Genomic DNA, 20,484 nt, shown 5'->3' with positions numbered 1-20,484 from the left:
GGTCGTTGTGCGGCTGCCGCCGCGCGGGCGCGACCAGCCACGACGCACCCGCAGCCGCGTAGCCGACCGCAGTTCCCCCTTCCCTCACGCGCGTATGAACATCAACGCCTGATCAAGCGCCAGCAGGAACCGGTTCACCGTCACCCGGTCCCGCACCGCGATCCGCACCCACTCCTCGTCCAGCCCCGGAAAGGTGTCCCCGCGCCGCACGGCATACCCCAGCACCCGCAGTTGCCGGCGCACGGCGGCAGCCCCCCGCATCCGGACGAGCACGAACGGCCCCTCCGCGGGTCCCGCGACCCGCACTCCCTCCGGCGCGAACTCCTCAAGCCCCGCCACCAGATGGGCCCGGTCGGCGGCCACGCGGTGCGCCGCATGCGCCGCCTCCGCCAGCGCGCGGGGCGCCACACACGCCTCGGCCGCCGCCAGCGCCGGCGTGGACACCGGCCACAACGGCTGCGCCCGCGCCAGGTCGGCGATGATCTCAGGCGCGGCCAGCACGTACCCGATCCGCAGTCCGGCCAGCCCCCACGTCTTCGTGAGACTCCGCAGCACCACAAGACCCGGCACGTCCATGCGCCCGGCCAGCGCCTCCCGCTCACCCGGCACCGCGTCCATGAACGCCTCGTCGACCACCAACGTCCGCCCGGGACGGGCCAGTCGGGCGATCGCCTCCGCCGGGTGCAGCACCGACGTCGGGTTGGTCGGATTGCCGATCACCACCAGGTCGGCGTCCTCCGGAACGGCCGCCGGATCGAGCCGGAACCCGTCCGCCTCGCGCAGCAGCACCCGGTCCACGGTGTGCCCGGCGTCCCGCAGCGCCGCCTCCGGCTCGGTGAACTGCGGGTGCACCACCACCGGCCGGCGCACCTTCAGCGCCCGCGCCAGCAGGACGAACGCCTCCGCGGCGCCCGCGGTCAGCAGCACCCGTTCCACCGGCAGACCGTGCCGCGCCGCGACCGCCGTCCGCGCCGCCCGGCCGTCCGGGTAGGCGGCGAGCCCGCCCAGCGACTCGGCGATCCGCTCCCGCAGCCAGACGGGAGGGGTGCCGGTGCGCACGTTGACCGCGAGGTCGACGAGCGCCGGACCGCCGTCCCGGACCTCGGCATCGCCGTGGTGCCGCAGATCGTGCCCGTCCGCGGACCCTCCGGAACCTCCGGCCCCCGTGGAGCCTCTGCCGCCTCCGGGACCCCCGGAACCGTCCTCAGTGCGCATGCGCGTGTCCGCCATGGTGATGGTGTCCATGTCCGTGTGGGTGACCGTCGTCGTCCGGGTGGAAATGCGGCTGCTGGGGCAGCCCGACCTTGTCCTCGAAGCCGGGCAGCGCGATCCGGTACACGCACGAGTCGCAGTTCATCCGCAGATCACCCTCGACCGCCTCCCGGTACCGCTCCATCACCAGGTCGAGCAGTTCCGGCTCGGGCCCGATGACGTCCGCCGAACGCACCTCGACCTCCGGGTGCGCCGCCGCCCAGCCCTCGGACTGCTGCCGCACCCGGTCCGGCAGGATCCCGGTGAAGAGAAAGTACGGCAGGACGACGATCCGGCGCGCCCCCAGTTTCAGACACCGGTCGAGCCCGCTCGGCACATCCGGCGCCGCCAGTGACACGAACGCGGTCTCCACACCGGCGTATCCGCGCCCCTCCCACAGCAGCCGGGCCGCCTTGTGCACCTCGGCGTTGGCGTCCGGGTCCGTCGACCCGCGGCCCACCAGCAGCACGGTCACGTCGGCGCGGTCCCCCGCGGCCCGCGAGGAGCCGCCCAGCGCCTCGTCCAGCCGCCGCTCAAGGACCGACAGCAGGGTGGGGTGGGGACCCAGCGGACGGCCGTAGGTGTACGAGATCCCCGGGTGCCGTTCCTTCTCACGCGCGAGCGCGGCCGGGATGTCGCCCTTGGCGTGCCCGGCGGAGACCAGCATCAGGGGCACCGCGGCGAACCGCCGCGCCCCCCGCTCCACCAGCTCGGCCACGGCGTCGCCGAGCGGCGGCGGGGACAGCTCGATGAAGCCGCCCGCGACGGGCAGTTCGGGGTGGCGGCGCCCCAGCTCCCGTACGAAGTCGCGGAACGCCTCGGCCCCGGCGGCGTCCCGGGTGCCGTGGCCGGCGATGAGCAGGGCGGGCGGGGTGGTCACAGCGTCTCCTCGGAAGTGGGGTGGTACAGCAGGGCGTTGAGCGCGGCGGCGGCGACCGCCGAGCCGCCCTTCTCGGACACGTTGCTGACGGCGGGCAGCCCGCTCGCCCGCAGCGCGGCCTTGGACTCGGTCGCGCCGACGAAACCGACGGGCAGCCCGATGACGAGCGCGGGGGAGGCGTCCAGCGTCAGCAGCTCCTCCAGGGCGGTCGGCGCGTTGCCGATCACCCACAGGGCGCCGGGCCCGACCTGCTCGTAGGCGAGCCGGATCGCGTGCGCCGAACGGGTCAGCCCGGGACCGGACTCGGCGTCGCGCAGCCGGCACACCGTCTCGCGGCGGGTGATCCCGGCGGCGACCATCTCCACGTCCACGACGACCGGCGCCCCGGCGTGCAGTGCAGCGTGTGCCTTCACCAGGTCGCCCTCGTCGGCCACCAGGTCGGTCGCGTACTCCAGGTCGGCGGCGGAGTGGATGACGCGTTCCACGACCGCCCGGGTCAGCGGCGGGAAGTGCGAGGTGTCCAGGCGGGCGCGCAGCCGCCGGAAGGACTCCTGCTCGATGGGGTGGACCACGCGGTTCACTCGCCCTCCTCCTGAGCGCTCTCCTGCCAGCGGTAGCCGCGCGGGGTGACCATCCGTCCGGCGATGTTCCGGGTCGCGGTGTTGCCCACGGTCACGACCGTCATCATGTCGACCCACGCCGGGTCTAGCGTGCCCAGGGTGGTCAGCCGGCTCGACTCGTCGGGACGCGAGGCGTTGCGCACGACCCCGACGGGCGTCGTCGGCTCGCGGTGCCCGGCGAGGATCGCGAGCGCCTTGGGCAGCTGCCAGTCGCGGCCGCGGGAGCGCGGGTTGTAGAACGTCACGACGATGTCGGCCTCGGCCGCCGCGCGCACCCGGCGCTCGATGACCTCCCACGGCGTGTGCAGGTCGGACAGGCTGATGGAGACGTGGTCGTGGCCGAGCGGCGCGCCCAGGATCGCCCCGGCGGCGAGCGCCGCGGTGACCCCCGGCACGCCGATCACGTCGATGTCGTCGGAGGCCTCGGCGAGCGCGGGGGAGGCCATCGCGTACACGCCGGCGTCCCCGCTGCCGACGAGCGCGACGGCATGCCCGGCGCGCGCCTCGGCGACCGCGGTACGCGCCCGTTCCTCCTCGGCACCGAGCCCCGACTCCAGGATCCGGGTGCCGGGCCGCAGCAGGTCACGGATCTGGTCGACGTACTGGTCGAGGCCGACGAGCACGGCGGCGCGGCGCAGTTCGGCCCTGGCCCGCGGGGTGAGCAGATCGCGGGCGCCGGGGCCGAGCCCGACCACCGCGAGCCGGCCGCGCGCGGGACGTCGTACGACGGCGCAGGTCGCCATGGCGGGCCGGCCGTCCGGCCGCCGTGACTTCCGCTTGGGGACGAGGAGTTCACCGCCCCGCGCGAGCGCCGCCGCCTCGGCGACGGAGGGGGTGCCGACGGCGGCGAGGGGAGCGTCCGAGGGGTTGGGGACCTGGACCCCGGCCAGCTCCTCGGCGGAGTACGTCACCAGTGGAACCCCGAGCCGCGCGGCCGCCGCGACGAGCCCGGGCTCCTCGGCCTTCGCGTCGACGGTGGCGAGTTCGGCGACGCTGCGCGGAGACAGGCCCGCGTCCCGCAACGCGTCCTCGACGAGGGCGAGCACCTCGTCGGCGGGGGCGTCCTTGGAGGCACCGACGCCGACGACGAGGGACGGCGGCCGCAACAGCACCTCGTTCCCGGCGGGTTCGACCGCGCGGTCGGTCACCCGGACGGTGTGGGCGCCCTCGTCCGCCAGCGGCAGCGGGGGCAGCGGCCACGCCGTCTCGGCACGCAGCGCGACCGGTTCGCCGTCCAGCAGGGCCCGCGACACGGCCGCCACCGAGCCCTCCACCGGGAAGCCGAGAGTGTCGAGCCCGGGCAGTCCGACCGCGTCGGTCGCGGTGGTCACCACCGGCTGCGCGGCCAGCAACTCACCCACCTCACGGGCGAGTTCGTTCGCCCCGCCGCCGTGCCCCCCGACCAGCGACACGGCGAACCGCCCGCCCTCGTCGACGCAGACCACGCCCGGGTCGGTCGCCTTCTCGCCCAGCAGCGGGGCGATCAGCCGGACCACCGCACCCGTGGCCAGGAAACACACCAGCTGCTCGCACTCCGCGAACGCGGACCGTACGGCGTCCTTGACGGCACCGTCGTACACCCGCGTGCGGTCCGGCCACGCCGCGGCCAGCCGGTCGCGCGCCGCCGCCCCCGCCGCGGTGGCGGAAATGAGGCCGATCACTGGGCAACTCCTTCTTCGGATCCGTCGTCGGACCCTTCTTCGGAAGCGGGGAGCCTGGACCCCCACAGCAGGAACACGGGATTGGTCGCCGCCAGCCGGGTCACCTCGCCCGGCAGCGGCGCGAGACGGGAGGACTGCAGCAGCACCCCGTCGCAGGAGAACCCGGCACCGGTCAGCGCCGCACGCGCCGCCGGCACCCGGTCCAGGGCGGCCATCGCCACCACCACCGTCCGCCGGGCGCGCCGCGCGCAGGCGTCGACGACGGCGGGCAGTTCACGGCCCCCGCCACCGACGAACACGGCGTCCGGGTCGGGGAGCGCGGCCAGGGCCTCCGGCGCCGAGCCGTGCACCACGTCCACGTACACACCGTGCGCCCGGGCGTTGGCTGCGATCCGCCCGGCCCCGTCCGCGGCCTTCTCCACGGCGACGGCGGCGGCACCGAGGCGCGCGCACTCCACGGCCACCGACCCGGACCCCGCGCCGACGTCCCAGACGAGGTCGCCCAGCCGGGGCCCGAGCCGGGCCAGGGCCAGCGCCCGGACCTCGAACTTGGTGATCATCGAGTCGCGGTGCGCGAACTCGTCCTCGCCGAGGGCCCACCCGGCGGGCTCCGCCCGGCCGCCCGCCACCGTCCGCACGGCGCTCAGCGCCCGCCTCTCGTCGAGGCACAGCACCACACTGACGTCCGCACCCCAGTCCCGCGCGGCGGCTTCGGCGGGCGTGACCCACTCGACGCGCTCCCGCGGGGAGCCGAGCGCCGAGGCGACGACAAGGACCCGCCCGCCGGACAGCGGCGCCGGGGCGGACGAGCCCGCGGCGGTCTCGTCCGCGGACGAGGTCCGCGGTGCGGAGGAGCCGTGCGCGGACCCGCCCCACGGCGAGTCGCCGGCCGGCCGCAGCGCCGCCCCCAGCTCCGCCGGACCCGCACCCGGCCCCGTCAGCACCGCGACCTTCGGATGCGCTCGGCAGACGTTCACCGCCGTCCGCGGCTCCCGCCCGTGCGCGCTGACGACCACCGCGTCGTCCCAGGGGAGCCCGACCCGCGCGAAGGCGGTGGCGACGGAGGACACGCCGGGGCGCACGTCCAGCGTCCCGGCCCCGAACCGCTCGGCCAGCACCCGGACGATCCCGAAGAACCCCGGGTCACCGGAGGCCAGCACGACGACCCGGTTCTGCTTCTCCAGGTGCCGTGCCACGACATCGAGGGCGGGCGCCAGCGGACCGAGTACGACCCGCTCGGCATCCTCCGGGACCGGCGCGGCCGACAGATGCCGCCGCCCCCCGACGACCAGCCGCGCGCCGGCCAGCGCATCGGGCGGAAGCGGCGTGCCCGTCCCCGTACCGACGACGGTGATCATGTACTCGCCCCCCGCTCGCGCAGCGTCCGCCGGGCCTCGGGGTCGGCCTTGCGGAAGCCGTGGAAGTGGCCGGGGTGGTAGAGGTGCGAGCGGGTGCCATGGGCGTCCAGGGCCGGGCCGACCAGGAAGAGGGTGTGCTTCCAGAGCCTGTGCTCCTTGACCGTCTCCTCCAGCGTCTCGATCGTGCACTTCACGACCAGCTCCTCCGGCCAGGTCGCCTGATAGGCGACGACGACCGGGGTGGAGGTCGGGTAGCCGCCCTCCAGCAGCTCGCGCACCAGCTGTCCGCTGCGCGCGGCGGAGAGGAAGATCGCCATGGTGGTCCCGTGCCGCGCGAACTCCCGCACCTCCTCGCCCGGCGGCATCGGCGTCTTGCCGCCGCCGAGCCGGGTGAGCACGACGGACTGCGCCACCTCGGGGATGGTCAGCTCACGTCGGGCCAGCGCGGCCACGGCCGAGAAGGAGGAGACACCGGGCACGATCTCGACCTCGACACCGATCCCGGCACACCGGTCGACCTGCTCCTGCGTGCCGCCCCACAGGGCCGGATCCCCGGAGTGGATCCGGGCGACCCGCAGCCCCTCGGCACGGGCCCGCTCGTACACGGCGACGACGTCCTCCAGCGACATCGTCGCGGAGTCGAGGACCTCCGCGTCCTCGCGCGCGTGCTGGAGGACCTCCGCCTGGACCAGGCTCGCTGCCCAGATCACCACGTCGGCCTCGGCGATCGCGCGCGCGGCCCGGAACGTCAGCAGATCGGCGGCGCCGGGGCCGGCACCGACGAAGGTCACCTTGCCGGTGGGGGCGGCGCCGAAGGCATGGGCGGCGGCAGTGGCTGCGTCAGCGGCATCGGCCATGGAAAATCGGTCCTCTCTGGACAAAGGGTGTTACGGGTGCTGCAGGATGTGCGCTGGGGCGGGTCGATCGGATAGCAAGGGCACATGGCGGTCTTCGTCGCGCTCGGCGCGTTCCTGATGACGCTGGCCGGCGGCTGGACGGCACAGCGTGTGACCGACCGTCGTCACCTGGTCCTGGGCCTGGCCGGCGGTCTGATGCTCGGGGTGGTCGGCCTCGACCTGCTGCCGGAGGCGCTGCGCGCCGCCGGCCGCGAGGTCTTCGGCGTACCGGCCGCCCTGCTCCTGTTCGTGGCCGGATTCCTCCTGGCCCATCTGGTCGAACGCACCCTGGCCCTGCGCCAGGCCGCGCACGGCGGCGACGAGCACGGTCACCGGGCGCCCGAGGTGGGCCTGACGGCGGCGGGCGCGATGGTCGGCCACAGCGCGATGGACGGGGTGGCGATCGGCGCGGCCTTCCAGGTGGGCGGCGGCATGGGCGCGGCGGTCGCGCTCGCGGTCATCGCCCACGACTTCGCGGACGGCTTCAACACGTTCACGATCACGAGCCTGTACGGCAACGCGCGGCGCCGGGCGATAGCGATGCTGGTCGCCGACGCCTGCGCACCGGTCCTCGGTGCCCTCTCCACGATCTTCGTCACCATCCCGGAGGCTCTGCTCGGCGGCTATCTCGGCCTCTTCGGCGGCGTCCTGCTCTACCTGGCCGCCGCGGAGATCCTCCCGGAGGCCCACCACGAGCACCCGGCCCGCTCGACGCTGCTGTGCACGGTGGCCGGCGCGGCGTTCATCTGGCTGGTGGTGGGCATGTCCAGCTGACGCCCGACCGGTCACAGCTTCCCGCCTCTGCCGCCGTCCCGGCGCGGGGGCGCGATGAGCGTGGACAGGTACGGCAGCGGGGAGCCGTCCAGCTCGGCGGCGGACCGGATGGACTCCTCCGCCAGCCCCAGCGCCGACCCCCATACGGCGTCGTCGACCCGCCCGGCCTCCCGCAGCGCCGCCACGACCGCACCGGCCTGCCGCCCGAACTTGTACGCCACGACCGTCCCCGGCCCGCTCAGCGCCTCCTTGAGCACCTCGGCCCCCGCCGTCACCGGCACCAGCGTCAGCGGCTCCGTCCCCTCGGTGAGCACGGCCCCGGAGCGGGCGGCGAGGTCCTGCATGGCAGTGATCCCGGGGACGGTCTCGACGACGACTTCGGGTATCAGCTCACCGATGGTCTGCGCGAGATAAGTGAACGTCGAATAGACATTCGGATCCCCGATCGTGGCGAAGGCGACCGCCCCATGACCGCGCAGCAGCTCGGCCACCCTGGCCCCCGCCGCGTCCCAGGCCGCCTCCCGCCGCCCCCGGTCGCTGCGCTCGTTCAGCGCGAAGACGACCCGTACGACCTTCTCCTCGCCGACGTAGTGCAGCACGGTGGCCTCGGCCCGCCCCCGCTCGCCGGAGTCCATCACGGGCACCACGACGACATCGGCCGCGCGCAGGGCGTTGACCCCCTTCACGGTCACCAGCTCCGGGTCACCGGGCCCCACTCCGACTCCGATCAACCTGCTGCTGCTCATGACGTCCGGCACCTCTCCACGAACCTTTGGGCCACACCGGGCTCGGACGCCCAGTGCGTGTGCAGATAACTGGCGTGCACATCCCGCTGTACAAAACCTTCGACACGCGGCCGGGGCGTACGCACCCCCCACGCGGGAGCCGCCCCCGCCCCCGGCTCCACCACCGTCCGGTGGAACTCGTGCCCCCGCATACGGGTACCGGCGACGGCCAGCACACTGTCGCTCACGGCCACGGCATCCCGGTACCCCAGCGTCAGCCGCTCCGACATCCGCGCCCGCGCGTCCAGCACCCCGCACATGGGCACCCCGTCCAGCTCCCGGCACAGATACAGCAGCCCCGCACACTCGGCGGCGACCGGCCCCCCACGCTCCGCGAGTGCGGCGACGTCCTTCCTCAGCAACTCGTTGGCCGACAACTCCCCGGCGTACACCTCAGGAAACCCACCCCCGACGACCAACCCGCGCGTACCTTCGGGCAGCCGCTCGTCCCGAAGCGGATCGAACACAACGACTTCGGCCCCAGCGGCGACAAGCAACTCGGCGTGCTCGGCGTAGGAAAAGGTGAAGGCAGGCCCTCCAGCAACCGCAACAACCAACCCCTCCGCCGCCTGAGGGCGCAGGCCGTCCCGCGCCTCCCTCAGCTCGTCGGGCGTCTGAGGACGCAGGCCGTCCCGCGCCTCCCTCAGCTCGTCGGGCGTCTGAGGACGCAGGCCGTCCCGCACTCCCTTCAGCCCGTCCGGCGTTTGAGGACGAGGCCGTTCAGGCCGAAGCGGGGGTCCGGGGGCGGCAGCCCCCGAAGGCGGGGCCGAAGGGGCGGCAGCCCCTGGAGATGGGACGGGTAGGGGCGGCGGGGGCGAGGAAACCAAGGCCGCAGCCGCATCCCACGCCGCACCCGGCAACGCCCCGGCCCCCCGAGCCAACCCCATCAGCGCCTCCAGGTCACACCCGTCGGAGACCTGCGCGGCCATCGCAGCCACCGCCGCAACCGCCTCCCCCCGCCGCTCCGCCACCGGCACCAACCCCAGATGCCGCGACGGCGTGTCCACCTGCGCCACCCGCCGCAACACCCCGAACACCGGCACCCCCGCGGCCTCCAGCGCCTCCCGCAGCAACTCCTCGTGCCGGTCCGACCCCACCTTGTTCAGAATCACGCCCCCGACCCGCACCTCCGGATCCCACGACGCGAACCCGTGCACCAGCGCCGCCACCGACCGCGACTGCGACGACGCGTCCACGACCAGCACCACCGGCGCCCGCAGCAGCTTCGCCACCTGAGCCGTGGACGCCAGCTCCCCTTCCCCCGCGGCCCCGTCGTACAGCCCCATCACACCCTCGACGACGGCCAGATCACAGCCGCGCGCACCATGCGCGAACAGCGGGCCGATCAGCTCCGTCCCGCACAGGTACGCGTCGAGGTTCCGCCCCACCCGCCCGGTCGCGAGCGCGTGATACCCGGGGTCGATGTAGTCCGGCCCGACCTTGTGCGGGGACACGGCGAGCCCCCGCGCGGCGAACGCGGCCATCAGCCCCGTGGCGACGGTGGTCTTGCCGCTGCCCGAGGAGGGCGCGGCGACGACCAGCCGGGGCACGGACGAGGACGTCACCACTCGATGCCCCTCTGCCCCTTCTGCCCCACGTCCATCGGATGCTTGACCTTGGACATGTCGGTGACGAGATCGGCGAAGTCGACGAGCTTCCCGGGCGCGTTCCGCCCGGTGATCACGACGTGCTGGGTGCCGGGCCGGTCCCGCAGCACGGAGACGACCTCGTCGGTGTCCACCCATCCCCAGTGCATCGGGTAGGCGAACTCGTCGAGGACGTACAGCTTGTAGGTCTCGGCGGCCAGATCCCGCTTGACCTGCTCCCAGCCCTCCCGGGCCTTCTCCTCGTTGTCCAGCTGCTCGTCGCGCTGCACCCACGACCAGCCCTCGCCCATCTTGTGCCAGTCGACGCTCCCGCCCTCGCCGGAGGCGCCCAGCACCCGCAGCGCGTTCTCCTCGCCGACCTTCCACTTGGCGGACTTGACGAACTGGAACACCCCGATCGGCCACCCCTGGTTCCAGGCCCGCAGCGCGAGCCCGAACGCGGCCGTCGACTTGCCCTTCCCGATCCCGGTGTGCACGACCACCAGAGGACGGTTACGGCGCTGACGGGTCGTCAGTCCGTCGTCCGGTACGACACTCGGCTGCCCCTGCGGCATTACGCGGCCCTCCTCTGTACGTCCTTCACCAGCCCGGAGATGGCGTCCGCCCGCAACTCGTCGAGCGTCACCGCCGTACCGCCCAGCTCACCGGCGAGCTGTCCCGCCAGCCCCAGCCGCACGGGTCCCGACTCGCAGTCGACAACCACCGAGGCGACCCCCTCGGCCGCGAACAGCCGGGCCGCCCGCCCGGCGAGGGCGACCGGCTCCGTCCCACCGGTGGCCCGCCCGTCCGTCACCACGACCACCAGCGCCCGCCGCGCCGGATCCCGCAACCGCTCCACCCGCAGCACGTCATGCGCCTTCAACAGCCCGGCGGCGAGCGGCGTCCGCCCGCCCGTCGGCAGCGACTCCAGCCGGGCCGCCGCCGTGTCCACCGACGACGTCGGCGGCAGCACCACCTCGCCGGCCGCCCCCCGGAACGTCACAAGCCCCACCTTGTCCCGCCGCTGATACGCGTCGAGCAGCAGCGACAGCACGGCACCCTTCACAGCGCTCATCCGCTGCCGTGCGGCCATCGACCCGGACGCGTCGACCACGAACAGCACGAGGTTCCCCTCGCGGCCCTCCCGGGTCGCCTGCCGCAGATCGTCCCGGCGGAGCACGAGCCCCGGCCCGGACCGCCCGCGCGCCCGCTGATGCGGGGCGGCGGCCTGCACCGTCGCCGCCAGGTGCAGCTTGGTCAGGGCACCGCGCGGCCGTCGCGCACCCGTGGTCCGCCCGTGCTCGGTGCGCGCCCGGGACCGTCGTCCGGCGGCCCCCTCGCCGATCCCCGGCACACTCAGCACCTTGGTACGAAAGGGCTCGGCGGCCCGTACGGGAGCCTGCTCCCCGCCACCGGCCTGCCGCGGCACGCCCTCGCCCTCCCCGGCCTCGGGCCGGGCGGCGCCGTCCGTGTCACCGTCGCCCTGCGGCCCCTCGTCGGGCTGCGGCTGCCCGCCGCCCCCACCGGGACCGTCCGGATCCGGATCGTCGTCCTCGGACTCTCCGGCGAACTCCTCCAGCGTCCGGTCCAGCCTGTCCTCGTCGAGTCCCGGCGCGTCGAAGGGATTGCGGCGCCTGCGGTGCGGCAGCGCCAGCAGCGCGGCCTGCCGTACGTCCTCGGCCAGCACCACCGTCCGCCCGGCCCACGCGGCGAGCGCGCCGGCGGTCCGCGCCATCACGATGTCGGCGCGCATGCCGTCGACCTCGAAGGCGGCGCAGGTCGCCGCGATCTGCCGCAGCACCCCGTCGCCCAGCCGCACCGACGGCAGCAGTTCCCGTGCCGCCACGATCCGTTGCCGCACGGCGGCCTCCTCGCCGGCCCAACGCGCAGCGAAACCCGTCGGATCGTCGTCGTACGCGAGCCGCCGCCGTACCACCTCCACCCGCTGGTCGGGCTCGCGGGAGGCGGCCACCTCGACCGTCAGGCCGAACCGGTCGAGCAACTGCGGGCGCAGCTCACCCTCTTCGGGGTTCATGGTGCCGACGAGCAGGAACCTGGCCGCGTGCCGCACCGAGACACCCTCGCGTTCCACGTACGACGCGCCCATCGCCGCCGCGTCCAGCAGCAGGTCGACCAGGTGGTCGTGGAGGAGGTTGACCTCGTCGACGTAGAGGATGCCCCGGTGCGCGTCGGCCAGCAGGCCCGGCTCGAAGGCCTTCACGCCCTCCGCCAGGGCGCGTTCGATGTCGAGCGCGCCCACCAGCCGGTCCTCGGAGGCGCCCACCGGCAGCTCGACCATGCGCGCCGGGCGGGACTCGAACGCGCCGGGCGGGTTGTGCGGGCCGTCGGGGCAGGCCGGGTCGGGCGCGGCCGGGTCGCAGGAGAAACGGCAGCCGGCGACGGTGTCCACGGCCGGCAGCAGCGCCGAGAGGGCGCGTACCGCCGTCGACTTGGCGGTGCCCTTCTCGCCGCGCACCAGCACTCCGCCGACCGCCGGCGAGACGGCGTTCAGCAGCAGCGCGAGCCGCAGGTCGTCCTGGCCGACGACGGCCGTGAACGGGAACGGGGTACTCACTGGTCGTCGCCCTCCGAGTCGCTTTCCAAGTCGCCTTCGAGCTCCAGGTAGGTGGCGCGCAGCCGCTCCAGGGTGTCCGCGTCCGGCTCGGCCCACAGGCCCCGGTCGGCGGCCTCCAGGAGCCGTTCGGTGATGCCGCGCAGCGCCCACGGGTTGGACTTCTTCATGAAGTCCCGGTTCTCCGCGTCGAAGACGTACTCCGCGCTGAGCTTCTCGTACATCCAGTCGTCCACGACCCCGGCGGTGGCGTCGTACCCGAACAGGTAGTCCACGGTCGCCGCCATCTCGAAGGCGCCCTTGTAGCCGTGCCGGCGCATGGCCGCCATCCAGCGGGGGTTGACCACCCGGGCGCGGAAGACCCGGTGGGTCTCCTCGCCGAGCGTGCGCGTCCTCACCTGGTCGGGCGTGGCCGAATCGCCCACGTACGCCTCGGGGTTGGCGCCGGTCAGATGACGCACCATGGCGACCATGCCGCCGTGGTACTGGAAGTAGTCGTCGGCGTCCACGAGGTCGTGCTCGCGGGTGTCCACGTTCTTCGCGGCGACCGCGATCCGCCTGAACGCCGTCTCCATGTCGCCGCGCGCCGCCCGCCCGCCGAGCCCGCGCCCGTAGGCGTAACCGCCCCACACCGCGTACACCTCGGCGAGGTCGGCGTCGGAGCGCCAGTTGCGCGCGTCGATCAGCGGCAGCAGCCCGGCACCGTAGGCCCCCGGCTTGGAGCCGAAGATCCGGGCCGTCGCGCGCCGCCGGTCGCCGTGCTCGGCGGTGTCCTCGTCGGCATGCGCCTTCACGTAGTTCTGCGAGGCGGGCTCGTCCAGCTCGGCGACCGTGCGCACCGCGTCGTCGATCACTCCGACCACGTGCGGGAACGCGTCCCGGAAGAAGCCGGAGATCCGGACCGTGACGTCGATGCGCGGCCGCCCCAGCTCGGCCAGGGGGATCACCTCGAAACCGGTCACGCGCCGCGACGCGTCGTCCCAGACCGGACGGCAGCCCAGCAGCGCCAGGATCTCGGCGATGTCGTCGCCCTGGGTGCGCATCGCGGAGGTGCCCCACACCGTCAGGCCGACGGACCGCGGGTACGCGCCGGTGTCGCTCAGATACCGCTGCACCAGCGAGTCCGCGAGCGACTGGCCGACCTCCCAACTCAGCCGGGACGGAATGGCCTTGGGGTCGACCGAGTAGAAGTTCCGGCCGGTGGGGAGGACGTTGACCAGACCGCGGGTGGGCGAGCCGGAGGGGCCCGCCGGGACGTAACCGCCGTCCAGGGCCTTCAGGATGTGCCCGATCTCGTCCGTGGTCCGGGCGAGCCGTGGCACGACCTCGGCGCACGCGAACTCCAGCACCGCGACGGCTTCGGGGAGTTCGGTGCCGAGCACCTCCCGTACGAGCGCGCCGCTCTCGGCGACGGCCCAGCCCCGCTGCTCCATGCCCTCCGTGACCCGGCGGCACAGCTGCTCCAGCAGGTCGATCGCGTCGGCGGCGGTACGTGAGGGGCCCTCGACCAGATCCGTCAGCTCCACCGGGACCTTCACCGGCGCGCCCGGCTCGGCCAGCAACTCCTTCTCGCTGAGCCCGAAATGGGCCGCGAAGGAGGCCCTGAGCCCTGGCAGCGCGTTGGCCTGGCCGCCCCACACCTGCGAGGCGCGCAGCACGGCCAGCACCAGGTTCACCCGCGCCTCACCGACCGGTCCGCCGCCGAGGATGTGCAGACCGTCGCGGATCTGCACGTCCTTGATCTCGCACAGATAGCCGTCGATGTGCATGACGAACTCGTCGAAGTCGCCGTCCTCCGGCTGCTCGTCCACATGCAGGTCGTGGTGCAGCTCGGCCGCCTTGACCAGCGTCCAGATCTGGGCGCGGACGGCCGGCGCCTTGGTCGGGTCCAGATCCGACACCAGCGCGTACTCGTCGAGCAGCTGCTCCAGCTTGGCCAGGTCGCCGTAGGTGTCGGCACGGGCCATAGGCGGCACCAGGTGGTCGACGACGGTGGCGTGCCCGCGCCGCTTGGCCTGGGTGCCCTCGCCGGGGTCGTTGACGATGAAGGGGTAGATCAGCGGCAGGTCGCCGAGGACCGCGTCCGGCGCGCAACCCGCGCTCAGGCCGAGACCCTTGCCCGGCAGCCACTCCATGGTGCCGTGCTTTCCCATGTGCACGACCGCGTCCGCCCCGAAACTGTTCTCCAGCCACCGGTAGGCCGCCATGTAGTGGTGCGACGGCGGCATGTCCGGGTCGTGGTAGATCGCGATCGGGTTCTCGCCGAAGCCGCGCGGCGGCTGGATCATGACGACGACGTTCCCGAACTGGAGGGAGGCCAGCACGATGTCGTCACCGTCGACGTACAGCGTGCCCGGCGGCTCGCCCCACGCCTGCGTCATCGCGTCCCGCAGCTCCGGGTCGAGCTTCTCGAACCACGCCCGGTAGTCCGCGAGCGGCACCCGCGCGGGCGCGGCGGCCAGCTGGTCCTCGGTCAGCCACTCGACGTCGTGCCCGCCGGCCTCGATGAGGCGGTGGATCAACTCGTCGCCGCCGGAGGGGTACTCGCTGACGCCGTACCCGGCGTCCCGGAGGGCGTCCAGCACCCGCACCGCCGACGCGGGCGTGTCCAGACCGACCGCGTTGCCGACCCGGGAGTGCTTGGTCGGATACGCGGTGAAGACCAGCGCGATCCTCTTCTCCGCGTTCGGCTTGTGGCTGAGCCGCGCGTGCCGTACGGCGATTCCGGCGACGCGTCCGGCCCGCTCCGGGTCGGCGACGTACACCGGGACGTCGTCCGGACCCTGCTCCTTGAAGGAGAACGGGACCGTGATCAGCCGTCCGTCGAACTCCGGGATGGCGACCTGCATCGCCGCGTCCATGGGGGAGAGGGCGGCGTCGGACTCGTCCCAGGCGCTTCTCGACGTGGTCAGGCAGAGACCTTGCAGCACCGGCACGTCGAGGTCGGCGAGCGCCCCGATGTCCCAGGCCTCCTCGTCACCGCCGGCCGAGGCCTGGGAGGCGTGCGTGCCGCCGGCCGCCAGGACGGTCGCGACCAGCGCGTCGGCCTCGGCGAGGAGCTCGTACAGCCCGGCGTCCGCCCCGCGCAGCGAACCGCAGTACACCGGGAGGGCGTTGGCGCCCTGCGCCTCGACGGCATCGCAGAGGGTGTCCACGAAGGCGGTGTTGCCGCTCAGTTCATGGGCCCGGTAGAAGAGCACCCCGACGGTCGGCCGGCCGCTCTCCCGGGTCCGGGCGCCGTGGACGCCGTACTCGGGCATCTTCTGCGGCTCGTCGAACCCCTCACCGGTCAGCAGCACGGTGTCGGACAGGAACCGGGCCAGCTCGGTGAGGTTGGCGGGGCCGCCCTCGACGAGGTACCTGAGCGCCTCGGCCACCACACCCGCCGGCACCGAGGACTCCGCCATCAACTCCGCGTCCGGCACGGCCTCGCCGCCGAGCAGCACGGTCGGGATCCCGGCGGCCTTCAGCGCGGCGAGCCCGTCCTCCCAGGCACGCTTGCCGCCGAGCAGCCGTACGACGGCGATGTCCGCGCCCTCGATCAGCGCGGGCAGCTCCGCCGCGACGTCGACGCGCGTCGGATTGCCGATCCGGTAGCCGGCACCGGAGGCGGCCCGGGCCGCCAGCAGATCGGTGTCCGCGGTCGACAACAACAACACAGTGCTCATGCGGGCGCTCCCGGTGGAATGAAAGGCAGTCCTTGCGGCGCGCCCGACTCGATGAGCCGCCAGAGCGCGTCCGTGTCCGCGTGCTGTTCGATCAGGTCGCCGAGCCGGTCGAGCTGCTCCTCGCGCAGCGCGGCGAACGAGGTTTCGGGGGCCGGCACGAACCGGCGGCCCGCGGCGGCCGCCACCTCGCGCAGGAAGGCCCGGCGGAAACCGTCCGACTCCAGGGAGCCGTGCCAGTGCGTGCCCCAGGTCTGCCCGACCCGGCACCCGTCCAGGCTGTGTCCATGGTCATCAGAGATGAACGCATCCCCACCGGTCACCTCGGCCACCCCGTGATGGATCTCGTACCCTTCGACCCGCTCGCCGAGGGCCTCCCCGACGGGCCGGGTCAGCGTCTTCTCCCGGGCGAACCGGACGCGCACGGGCAGCACCCCGAGCCCTTCGACATGGCCTCGGCGGCTCTCGACGTCGTCCTCGATGTGCTCACCGAGGATCTGGAAGCCACCGCAGACGCCGAGCACGGGCCGCTGCTCGGCGGCCCGGCGCCGCAGCGCCCGCGCGAGCCCCCGCTCGTGCAGCCACTCCAGGGCGCGAACCGTCCCGCGGGTTCCCGGAACCACGACGAGATCGGCATCGGCCAGCTCCTCAGGCCGGTCCACGAACCGCACCACGACGCCCGGTTCGGCGGCCAGGGCGTCCACGTCCGTGAAGTTGGACATGAGGGGTATCGCGCAGACGGCGACCCGGAGGACGTCCTCGCCGACGGGCGGCGCGGTGTTCGACTCCCGCACCGTCCCGCGCAACGACACCCTCAGCCCGTCCTCCTCGTCGATCCCGAGCCCGTGCCGGAACGGGAGCACGCCGTACGTCCGCCGCCCGGTGAGCCCGTGCAGCATGTCGAGGCCCGGCTCCAGCAGGGAGACGTCACCCCGGAACTTGTTGACGAGGAACCCGGCGACGAGTTCCTGGTCCTTGGGCGAGAGCAGGGCGACGGTGCCGAAGAACGACGCGAACACGCCCCCGCGGTCGATGTCCCCGACCACGAGCACGGGCAACCCGGCATTCCGGGCGATCCCCATGTTCACGATGTCGGTCCGGCGCAGGTTGATCTCCGCCGGACTGCCGGCTCCCTCACAGATCACCGCGTCATACGTGCCCCGCAACTCGGCGAGGCAGTCGAGCACGGTCCCGAGCAGCTTCTGCTGCCGCCCGCCGTGGTAGCCACGCGCACTCAGCTCACCGACCGGCTTGCCGAGCAGCACGACCTGACTGCTCTGCTCGCCACCGGGCTTGAGCAGCACCGGGTTCATCGGCGCGGTCGGCTCCACCCGGCAGGCCTGCGCCTGCATGGCCTGCGCCCGCCCGATCTCGGCCCCGTCACGCGTCACGAACGAATTGAGGGACATGTTCTGCGCCTTGAACGGCGCGACCTTCACACCCTGCCGCACCAGCCACCGGCAGATACCGGCGGTGACGACGCTCTTCCCGGCGTCGGAGGTGGTACCGGCCACGAGGAGGCCTCCGTTGTTCATGACGCCCTTCCCCGAAGCGATCCGCGCAGCAGGGCCGCAGCCGCGCTCACCCCCCACGCCAGCCATCCCACCCGCCGCGACAACCGCACCGCCCGATCGATGTCAGCGACTTCCACAGCGCGCCCCTCCCCGTTCAGCACCGGCCGATGCTCCACTCGCCCCCCGTACGACAACGTCCCCCCGAGCCGTACCCCCAACGCCCCCGCGAACGACGCCTCCACGGGCCCCGCGTTGGGGCTCGGATGCTTCGCGGCATCGGCCCGCCAGGCCCGTACCGCTCCCTTGGGGTCCGTTCCGGACACCGCGGCCAGCACGGCGGTGAGCCGCGCCCCCGGCCATCCGGCCACGTCGTCCAGCCGCGCGGAAGCCCACCCGTACCGGCGGTGGCGGGCCGACTTGTGCCCCACCATGGCGTCCAGGGTGTTCACGGCCCGGAACCCGAGCAGCCCCGGCACACCCCCAACGGCCCCCCACACCAGCGCCCCGACGACCGCGTCGCTCGTGTTCTCGGCGACGGACTCCACGACCGCCCGTGCGATCCCGTCGGCGTCCAGGGCCTGCGGATCCCGCCCGCACAGATGCGGCAGCCGCGCGCGGGCCGCCTCGACGTCGCCCGCCTCCAGGGCCCGCCCGACGGCGCGGGCCTCGCGGGCGAGCGAAGTGCCGCCGACCACGGCCCAGGTGGCCGCGCCGGTGAGGGCCACGGACGCCGCGGTGGACGGTCGTACGATCCGCTGGGCCACGGCGCCCAGCGCCACGGCGCCGCCGGCGCACACGGCGGTGTGCAGCGCGCCCCACCCGCGGTGGTCCCGCCACAGCACCCGCTCCACGGCCCCGGCCGTCCGGCCGAACACGGCGACCGGATGCCCCCGGCGCGGATCGCCGAGCAGCAGATCACCGAGAAGGCCGGCGGCGGCGCCGTACGCGAAGACGCGATCGGCACCCATCGGCTCAGCCGGCCGCGGGGTGGGGGAACGACCGGGTACTGAACCTCGAACGGCAGCCGTGCATGGCGATATGTCCTCACTCAGGGTGTCCGCGCCCTGGTTCGACGAGACCGGCGGTGAGAGTTCCTGGCTTCCGGGGACTGCTACCCCGGTGACAGTGGCGGGACCGCGCCGGATTCACACCGGCTTCCTCCCTTGCCGCCGTACATGGCTCCGGAAGTCCACCACGCCCCTGGAAGACCCGTCAACTTGCCGTTGACCTGGGAGGGGAGTGTGTGGGAAGGCCCACACCGGTTACCTGCCGAGGTCTGTGGGGCATGCCGAAGGCTCCTCTCCGAGCGGATGGAGAGGAGCCTTCGGTGGGGGCGAGCCCCTGTTGTGTCAGGCCTTCGCCACGATCAGGTGGATCCCGTAGGCCACCGCGGCCGCGCAGCCGGCGAAGCAGAGGTAGGCGGCCGTCACGGCCAGGGCGGCGGAGTCGCCCTGGGCGGTGGCGCGTTCGCGGGCGGAGAGGCCCTTGATGCCGAGGGTGAACAGGGCCACCAGGCCCACCGTGACCACGAGGCTGACGCCGAAGACGGAGCCGATGGCTGCCCAGTCGATGTTCATGTCGCTTCTTCCTCGGGGGTCAGACGGTGGCGGCCGGGTCGGTCGCGGGAGCGGCGGGGGCGGTAGCGGGGGCGGGGATGGTGGCGACGAGATCGTCGGTGACCGGGCCGGCGGGCGGCGGGGTCACGGCCGCGATCGCCGTGGTCACCACGCCGGCCGGCTCGGCGGTGTCGGCGTCGTTGACGTTGCCGCTGTCCACGACCTCGCGGCGGGACAGCTTCCAGATGCCGGCGCTGGTGGCCACCAGGAAGACGGCGACGAGCGCGGTGCCCCAGTCGCCGAGGTCCGTCACGGACTCGGCGAGGGCGCCGACCAGCGCGGCGGCCGGGAGGGTGAGCAGCCAGGCGACGACCATGCGGGTCGCGGTGGACCAGCGGACCGTGCCGCCCTTGCGGCCGAGGCCCGCGCCCATCACGGAACCGGAGACGACGTGCGTGGTGGAGAGCGAGAAGCCGAGGTGCGAGGAGGCCAGGATGGCGGTGGCCGCGCTGGTCTGGGCGGCGAAGCCCTGCTGCGGCTGGAGGTCGGTCAGGCCCTTGCCCATGGTGCGGATGATGCGCCAGCCGCCGATGTAGGTGCCCAGCGCGATGGCGAGGCCGGCCGAGAGGATGACCCAGGTGGGAGGGTTCGAGCCGGGGGCGATGGAACCGCCCGCGATCAGCGCGAGGGTGATGATGCCCATCGTCTTCTGCGCGTCGTTGGTCCCGTGCGCGAGCGAGACCAGTCCGGCGGAGGCGATCTGGCCGGCGCGGAAGCCCTTGCGGGTGGCGTTGTCGTCGGCGTTCTTGCCGATCGTGTAGGAGAGCCGGGTGGAGAGCATCGCCGCGAGGCCCGCGACCACGGGGGCGGCGACCGCCGGGAGCAGGACCTTGGTGACGAGCACGTCGCCGTGGACCGCGCCGAAGCCGGCGGAGGCGACGGTGGCACCGATCAGGCCGCCCATGAGGGCGTGCGAGGAACTGGAGGGCAGGCCCACCAGCCAGGTGACGAGGTTCCAGAGGATGGCGCCGACGAGCGCGGCGAAGATGACCTCGGGACGAATGCCGTTCTCGTCGACGAGACCCTTCGAGATCGTGTTGGCGACCTCCACGGAGAGGAAGGCGCCCGCCAGGTTGAGCGCGGCGGACATCGTCACCGCGATCTTGGGCTTGAGCGCGCCGGTCGAGATGGTCGTGGCCATCGCGTTGGCGGTGTCGTGGAAACCGTTCGTGAAATCAAACGCGAGTGCGGTGACCACCACAATCGCGAGGATCAGCGAGAAGCTTTCCATTTACCCAGGCAATCTTTCGAAGTCATTGGTTGTTGGACCGTAGGCAACCTGGGTGAACGGTAGGTGAACTGGGGT

15 protein-coding genes, 1 pseudogene and 1 riboswitch are annotated in these 20,484 nt (G+C 73.5%); of the genes and pseudogenes, 1 reads left to right on the top strand and 15 read right to left on the bottom strand.

Going from position 1 to position 20,484, the window contains the following annotated elements; genetic code table 11:
• Nucleotides 1–84 precede the first annotated feature (84 nt).
• From cobC to cobM, 6 genes are read right to left on the bottom strand one after another with little or no spacing between them, the layout of a single operon-like run.
• A complete protein-coding gene (cobC, locus tag OHB00_RS12850; RefSeq protein ID WP_406445750.1) occupies nucleotides 85–1,215 on the bottom strand; it encodes an Rv2231c family pyridoxal phosphate-dependent protein CobC in 1,131 nt (376 codons plus the stop codon).
• Nucleotides 1,205–2,131: a sirohydrochlorin chelatase gene (locus tag OHB00_RS12845; protein WP_406434353.1), complete on the bottom strand. Its 927-nt coding sequence runs from the start codon at nucleotides 2,129–2,131 to the stop codon at nucleotides 1,205–1,207. The genes cobC and OHB00_RS12845 overlap by 11 nt, the downstream gene beginning before the upstream one ends.
• Nucleotides 2,128–2,712, bottom strand: coding sequence for a precorrin-8X methylmutase (locus OHB00_RS12840; protein ID WP_406434351.1), 585 nt, complete (start codon nucleotides 2,710–2,712; stop codon nucleotides 2,128–2,130). The genes OHB00_RS12845 and OHB00_RS12840 overlap by 4 nt, the downstream gene beginning before the upstream one ends.
• The gene (gene cobJ, locus OHB00_RS12835) at nucleotides 2,709–4,412 is read right to left on the bottom strand and encodes a precorrin-3B C(17)-methyltransferase (protein ID WP_406434349.1); all 1,704 of its coding nucleotides are present in this window, start codon (nucleotides 4,410–4,412) and stop codon (nucleotides 2,709–2,711) included. The genes OHB00_RS12840 and cobJ overlap by 4 nt, the downstream gene beginning before the upstream one ends.
• Complete coding sequence (cbiE, locus tag OHB00_RS12830; protein ID WP_406434347.1) at nucleotides 4,409–5,770, bottom strand: precorrin-6y C5,15-methyltransferase (decarboxylating) subunit CbiE; 1,362 nt, start codon at nucleotides 5,768–5,770, stop codon at nucleotides 4,409–4,411. The genes cobJ and cbiE overlap by 4 nt, the downstream gene beginning before the upstream one ends.
• The gene (gene cobM / locus OHB00_RS12825) at nucleotides 5,767–6,627 is read right to left on the bottom strand and encodes a precorrin-4 C(11)-methyltransferase (RefSeq protein WP_406434345.1); all 861 of its coding nucleotides are present in this window, start codon (nucleotides 6,625–6,627) and stop codon (nucleotides 5,767–5,769) included. The genes cbiE and cobM overlap by 4 nt, the downstream gene beginning before the upstream one ends.
• Nucleotides 6,628–6,711: 84 nt before the next feature.
• Here cobM and OHB00_RS12820 point away from each other — a divergent pair, with 84 nt between their 5' ends.
• Entirely contained in the window at nucleotides 6,712–7,440 is a 729-nt protein-coding gene (locus OHB00_RS12820) for a ZIP family metal transporter (RefSeq protein ID WP_406434343.1), read from the top strand.
• Between the two features lie 11 nt (nucleotides 7,441–7,451).
• Here the strand turns inward: OHB00_RS12820 and cobI are convergent, their stop codons facing one another.
• The 9 genes and pseudogenes from cobI to OHB00_RS12775 form a co-directional block, all read right to left on the bottom strand.
• Nucleotides 7,452–8,198 carry a precorrin-2 C(20)-methyltransferase gene (gene cobI / locus OHB00_RS12815; RefSeq protein ID WP_406434341.1) on the bottom strand — a complete coding sequence of 249 codons (747 nt, stop codon included), beginning with the start codon at nucleotides 8,196–8,198 and terminating at the stop codon, nucleotides 7,452–7,454.
• Nucleotides 8,183–9,787 (bottom strand): annotated as a pseudogene (locus tag OHB00_RS12810) (cobyrinate a,c-diamide synthase); the annotation flags it as partial. The gene cobI and the pseudogene OHB00_RS12810, both read right to left, overlap by 16 nt.
• Complete coding sequence (gene cobO, locus OHB00_RS12805; protein ID WP_406434339.1) at nucleotides 9,787–10,386, bottom strand: cob(I)yrinic acid a,c-diamide adenosyltransferase; 600 nt, start codon at nucleotides 10,384–10,386, stop codon at nucleotides 9,787–9,789. The gene cobO and the pseudogene OHB00_RS12810, both read right to left, overlap by 1 nt.
• Nucleotides 10,386–12,386 carry a putative cobaltochelatase gene (locus tag OHB00_RS12800; protein ID WP_406434337.1) on the bottom strand — a complete coding sequence of 667 codons (2,001 nt, stop codon included), beginning with the start codon at nucleotides 12,384–12,386 and terminating at the stop codon, nucleotides 10,386–10,388. Before OHB00_RS12800 ends, cobO begins: the two co-directional genes overlap by 1 nt.
• The gene (gene cobN / locus OHB00_RS12795) at nucleotides 12,383–16,051 is read right to left on the bottom strand and encodes a cobaltochelatase subunit CobN (protein WP_406434335.1); all 3,669 of its coding nucleotides are present in this window, start codon (nucleotides 16,049–16,051) and stop codon (nucleotides 12,383–12,385) included. Before cobN ends, OHB00_RS12800 begins: the two co-directional genes overlap by 4 nt.
• A complete protein-coding gene (locus tag OHB00_RS12790) occupies nucleotides 16,048–17,583 on the bottom strand; it encodes a cobyric acid synthase (RefSeq protein WP_406434333.1) in 1,536 nt (511 codons plus the stop codon). The genes cobN and OHB00_RS12790 overlap by 4 nt, the downstream gene beginning before the upstream one ends.
• Entirely contained in the window at nucleotides 17,580–18,530 is a 951-nt protein-coding gene (locus tag OHB00_RS12785; RefSeq protein WP_406434331.1) for a cobalamin biosynthesis protein, read from the bottom strand. The genes OHB00_RS12790 and OHB00_RS12785 overlap by 4 nt, the downstream gene beginning before the upstream one ends.
• A 99-nt stretch (nucleotides 18,531–18,629) precedes the next feature.
• Nucleotides 18,630–18,772: riboswitch (cobalamin riboswitch) on the bottom strand.
• 139 nt (nucleotides 18,773–18,911) lie between these two features.
• Complete coding sequence (locus tag OHB00_RS12780) at nucleotides 18,912–19,139, bottom strand: hypothetical protein (RefSeq protein ID WP_406434329.1); 228 nt, start codon at nucleotides 19,137–19,139, stop codon at nucleotides 18,912–18,914.
• 19 nt (nucleotides 19,140–19,158) lie between these two features.
• Entirely contained in the window at nucleotides 19,159–20,409 is a 1,251-nt protein-coding gene (locus OHB00_RS12775; protein ID WP_406434327.1) for an anion permease, read from the bottom strand.
• Nucleotides 20,410–20,484: the final 75 nt, after the last annotated feature.

It is taken from the genome of Streptomyces sp. NBC_00631, assembly GCF_045206895.1.
GTDB lineage: Bacteria > Actinomycetota > Actinomycetes > Streptomycetales > Streptomycetaceae > Streptomyces.
This window is presented reverse-complemented; position numbering and strand designations above follow the sequence as displayed.